Below are 4,072 nucleotides of genomic sequence, written 5' to 3' on the forward strand. Positions count from 1 at the left end.
CGACCCCGCCTCGGGTACAAAATCCGCATTAACATCGCCCCAAACTACTTATGACTTCAATCTCTACCCCGGCGGAAAGTTTATAGCGACGACCGCCGAGTCCTACCAAACGCAGCTTGAAGATCCACAAGTTCTTCGATTCAAATTTACAAATAATTCAGGTTTTTATGTCGGGTTGCTCCGCGTATACCCTGCCCCCCCCCTTATCCCGACTGGCTAATAGCCGAGCTGGAGGACATTCCGGGGGACGAAAGTGATGAAGACGTTCAAAATCAGCGCAAGTTAATAATCGATAGATACAAGCAAATGGGTTTGTACGTGAATACAGGAGCGAATCGGTTTTCAGGGGGGGCACTAAGGCTCTGGGCCATCTACGAAGGTATCCCCTTTGACGACCCCTCTGAACGGGACGCATGGCTGCTACGCCCAGGAAGCTCAACTAGTGTGGCGGTAATCGAAGGAAGCGTGTGGGCGGTGAGCGAAGTAAAATAGATGACTGACCTTTTCCCCTGGCAGCGCAACGGGGAGCTTGGGTGCTGTACAGACTCAAGTGACCCTAATTCAGCTCTCGCGTCGTCAGCATTTTTAAGTAGTGCATGCGTTGAACAGAGGAGGGTATTGCCGTTGCAACACCCTCCCTTTTTGAGTGGAGCTGCCATCTGATGTTCGGGTGGCGCAGTAGCAGTCCTGAGGCCCGTTCGCTGGATACCCTGCGAGCTCGCAAGGTTCACGGGGGTGGGCTTCTACACGCTCTACACCAGTATGCGCAACGCCCCTGAAGCGGGAGCCGGATGCTTTGCATTATTGCTCAGGCAGCAAGGCTGGATCCGCTCGATGCAACTGGCAAAGTTGACAGTTGTGACAAGCAAAATGACGTAGCAAGCTATCCAGGAACACAAAGCCGAGTGGCTATCCTGGGAGCATCGATCATGAGTGCAAAAATCTCCAGCGCAACATCCTACAGCGTACAACTCCAAAACGAAATGGAGGGTAAGATCAATTATTTTCACTACCAAAAATTCAACGACCCCACCAAGGGTACAAAATCCCCATTGAGTTCGCCCCAAACCATTTATGACTTCGTTCTCTACCCCGGCGGAAGGTTTATAGCGACGACCGCCGATTCCTTAACTGCGCCACCTGAAGATCCAAAAAATCTTCTATTCAAATTGACAAATAATTCAGATTTTGACTTCTGTCTGATTGAGCTGAATTCTACCGACGCTTTCATTAAGGAATGGCTCAACTCAGACAATCCTACGGAGCAACCCCCCTTCAAGGAAAATTCAAATTATGGACAGAGGCCAGTGTCGTCCAAACAGTCTGTGACGTTGGACTTCCCCAATGGAAGCCACTGGTATGTGGGCGAGATGCAAGGTCGGAAACGCACATAGCCGCGCAATGGGGAGCTTGGCTTTGTAGAAAACTGAAGTGACGATAAATGCAGCGCTCGAGCTGTCAGCACTTGCCACATCAGTTCCAAACATTGGAGGTAGGCAACGCAAGTCAATGGGAAGTAGGTGACGTGCTGGATGGGGCGCTCTAGGCACTGTACGAAAAGTACTGTCTTAACTGTCGCCAGCACGTTCACCCGGGCCCCCAGCGTCAACCTGGGCTACATCGGCGGTCGCGCCGAGCAGGTGGTGTTCGTGCGCGGCTTCGACCGCCTGCCGGTGCCGGTGTATATCCGCGGCATCTACATCTTTATGTGACACATCCCACACAACTCCAGGAAGTTTCTCCATATCTGAGAATTCCTTGCCCTCGTACCCTTTGCCTTCATGGACCACCCAGGGCGCTTCGCCCCTGCCTAGGAAGGCTATTCCCGATGTCTGCTTCCCCCACCGGGTCCACGCCCAGCGAGCGTGAGATCCAGATTGCGATTGCCCCACTCGAAACCCTGCTCAGTGAAGACCTCGGCGCTGCCGCCGTCTCTGTCGACCACTGGCTGCGCGAGGCCACCTACGGCCTGGTGAACCTGCAACTGCTGCGCCAGGCCGGCGAAAATGTGCCGGTGGTCTGTAATGCCCTGGCCGGTGTGGATGTACTGATCGACATTCTCACGCTGCTGGAGAGCCCGTCCCCCGACCCGCTCGACTGGGTCAGCCTGGGCATCAACCTGATCGGCGTAGTGCCGTTTCCCCCTGGGCTGGCCAAGGCGCGCATGGTGCTGCGCCCGGTGCTGCAATTGACCCGCCAGACCCTGCGCCGTCGCCCGAGGGCGAACATCGGCGCGGTGATCCTGGAGATCATCGACGGCCACCTGCATGCCAACATCCGCGGCGCCCTGGAACACTACGTACGCGAGGCGCTGGCCCAATTGCCGGCCATGCTCGGCGAGGCCGCCGACACCGCGCGCCTGTTGTTCACCACGCTGGCCAGGGCCATAGAAGCCGCTGCCCGGGGCCAACTCGACGCCGCAGCCAGCCACCAGTTGTCACGCACCCAGATGACCCAGGCGGCGCTGTACGACTCGCTGCTGAGCACTGACGCCTGGCGCCTGGCGCTGTCGGCCTTGGCCAATGCCTCCGAGGACAACCTCAAGGCGGCCTACAACCATGTCGCCAGCCACTTCGGCGAGGCGCTGGAAAGCCTGCTGCGCCCGCTGGTGCACACACTCGACGGGTTGGCCGCGTCGGTGCCGGATCGCCTCGAAGCCCTGGGCGCCCCTGGCATGCAAAACAGCATTGCCTGGCTGCTGAGCCGCCTGCTGGAAACCGTGCTGGCACACCCCGCCAGGCGCGGCGTTGCCACCAGCATTCGCCCCGGGGTCACCCAGCAGGCGCGGCACATCCACAGTGAAGGCCCGACCGAGGTGGTCAGCCGCCAGGTCAGGGCCAAAAAGGCCCCCAATACCGACAAGAATGGTATCTGTCCCTGTACCGGCCACAGCATCGGCCATGTGCTCGGCGACGAGACCGTCGTTCATCAGGACTTCGCGTTGTCCGGCCCGTTCCCGGTGGATTGGGCCCGGGTCTACAACTCGCGGCTCGACGCGCTGGATAGCGGCACCATAGGCGCACGCTGGATCACCGAGTTCACCACCTGCATCGATGTGGTCGACAAGGGGCTGGTGCTGCATGACAGCGATGGACGCAGCCACGACTTCCCGTGGCTCGAGGTCGACACCTGGCACCACGACCCCATCGAGTACCTGACCCTCAAGCGCACCAGTGCACATCAGCTGACCCTGGTGCGGGGCCAGGAGCGGTTCGAAACCTATGCCCAGGTCGGCGAGCGCTTTTACCTGACCCACATTCGCCTGCGCAGCGGTGCCGGTGCCATGCTGCATTACGAGCATCGCCACAACGGCCAGCCGGTGCTGTCCGATATCAACACCTACCAGGACGACGACCTGAGCAAGGTGCACCTGCAACTGGGCACCCTGCTGGATGAGCAGGGGCATATCCAGGGTGTGTGGCAGGTGGTCGATGGCAAGCCGCTGCGCCAACTGTGCGCCTATCACTACGACGGCGCGGGTGACCTGGTGACGGCTCAGGATGAAAACGGTGCCGCCTGGCACTATGAGTACCAGCATCATCTGATCACCCGTTACACCGACCGCACCGACCGTGGCCTCAACCTCGAATGGGATGGCACAGGCCCGCACGCCAAGGCGATTCATGAATGGGCGGATGACGGCAGCTTCGAGACCCGTCTGGCGTGGGACCCGAACATCCGCCTGACCTACGTCACCGACGCCCACGGCCAGGAAACCTGGTACTACTACGACGCCCTTGGCTATACCTACCGCGTCGTACATCCCGATGGCCGCGAGCAATGGCTGTTCCGTGATGCACGCAAGAACATCATCCGCCACGTGCACCCCGACGGTAGCCAGGACCGCTACAGCTTTGATGAGCGTAGCAACCTGCTGCAGCACATCCGTCCCGACCACAGCACGCTGCACTACGCCTACGACGACCATGACCAGCTGATTAAGATCCGCGATGCCGAGGGTGGCCTTTGGCTGCGCGACTACGACGAGCGCGGCAACCTGGTAGAGACGGTCGACCCGCTGGGCAACAAGACCGAATTTGCCTACACCCCAAGCGGCCTGGTAAGTGCGATC

At 59.2% G+C, this 4,072-nt stretch carries 4 protein-coding genes; all 4 read left to right on the plus strand.

Annotated features, from left to right (window positions below):
- The coding region (locus JZZ72_RS23085; protein WP_210015210.1) for a hypothetical protein at nucleotides 1-220 on the plus strand (220 nt) is incomplete at its 5' end.
- Nucleotides 221-791: 571 nt separating this feature from the next.
- A complete protein-coding gene (locus JZZ72_RS23090; RefSeq protein ID WP_210015211.1) occupies nucleotides 792-1,394 on the plus strand; it encodes a hypothetical protein in 603 nt (200 codons plus the stop codon).
- A gap of 138 nt (nucleotides 1,395-1,532) precedes the next feature.
- Nucleotides 1,533-1,712 carry a hypothetical protein gene (locus JZZ72_RS23095; RefSeq protein WP_210015212.1) on the plus strand — a complete coding sequence of 60 codons (180 nt, stop codon included), beginning with the start codon at nucleotides 1,533-1,535 and terminating at the stop codon, nucleotides 1,710-1,712.
- A 116-nt stretch (nucleotides 1,713-1,828) separates the two neighbouring features.
- Nucleotides 1,829-4,072 (plus strand): DUF6531 domain-containing protein (locus JZZ72_RS23100; RefSeq protein WP_210015213.1); only part of this gene is annotated, 2,244 nt, incomplete at its 3' end.

This window comes from Pseudomonas palmensis, assembly GCF_017848315.1.
GTDB lineage: Bacteria > Pseudomonadota > Gammaproteobacteria > Pseudomonadales > Pseudomonadaceae > Aquipseudomonas > Aquipseudomonas palmensis.

Coding starts and splice junctions, on each gene's coding strand:
- JZZ72_RS23095 (WP_210015212.1), top strand. CDS start 1,533: ATGGGGCGCTCTAGGCACTGTACGAAAAGTACTGTCTTAACTGTCGCC.
- JZZ72_RS23090 (WP_210015211.1), top strand. CDS start 792: ATGCTTTGCATTATTGCTCAGGCAGCAAGGCTGGATCCGCTCGATGCA.